We start from the raw sequence: 790 nt of genomic DNA on the forward strand, positions 1-790 counted from the left end.
ATATGCAGGTGGCGGCGATCTACATCTATGATCACGCCCTAACGCCCCAGGAAATGAGTACCCTGAGCGAAGAGCTGACCGGGCACTTCCTGTCCCAGCCGGTCATCGGAGAGGCCCCGGTTGCCCAAAGTGATATCACCGATGTCGTTCTGGGGAGCGAAACCCTGATCGACGTGTTGAGTAACGATAGTGATGCCGACGGTAGCCTAGCCGTGAATACTGTCACTCTTGTTACTCAACCGTCATTCGGTATCGCCGAGGTTGACACCGAAACCGGGCAAATCACCTATCGTCATGGTGGCGCTTCAACAAGTACTGACAGTTTCAGTTACACCGTTAAAGATGACGCTGGCAATAGCTCAAACATCGCAACGGTATCCATTGGTGTGCTGACACCAGATGCAATGGTCACGATTACCTCCCCTTCAGATGGGGAGACCATCAACTCGACCGACGTTGTCGTCACCTATACGGTTTCCGGCACTGACTTTGATCACCTCCACTTAAGTCTGAACGGTGAAGGCCATAACACCATCACCGACTTGACCGGGACCTATACCTTTTACGGGGTCGAAGCCGGCTCCCACACCCTGACAGCACAGTTGGTTAACTCTACCCACCAGCCGCTGGTTATTGCAGATGCGGTCGATACAGTGACCTTCACGGTAGAAAATGACGGCATACCTGAGGCGCCTGTGGCTGCCGACGATACAGCCGCCCTGTCTACCGGCGCAAACGTCGCAATCGCGGTACTGGATAACGATAGTGACGCCAATGACGACCTGGACAT

The 790-nt window shown here is 54.2% G+C and carries 1 protein-coding gene; it reads left to right on the top strand.

The genetic code is table 11. The features are described from left to right. Window positions 1–790, top strand: a 790-nt coding sequence (locus B4U49_RS18990) for an Ig-like domain-containing protein (RefSeq protein ID WP_158078516.1), incomplete at both ends; no start/stop codon positions are given.

Origin of the sequence: Microbulbifer mangrovi (assembly GCF_002009015.1) — a bacterium.
Taxonomy (GTDB): Bacteria; Pseudomonadota; Gammaproteobacteria; order Pseudomonadales; family Cellvibrionaceae; genus Microbulbifer; species Microbulbifer mangrovi.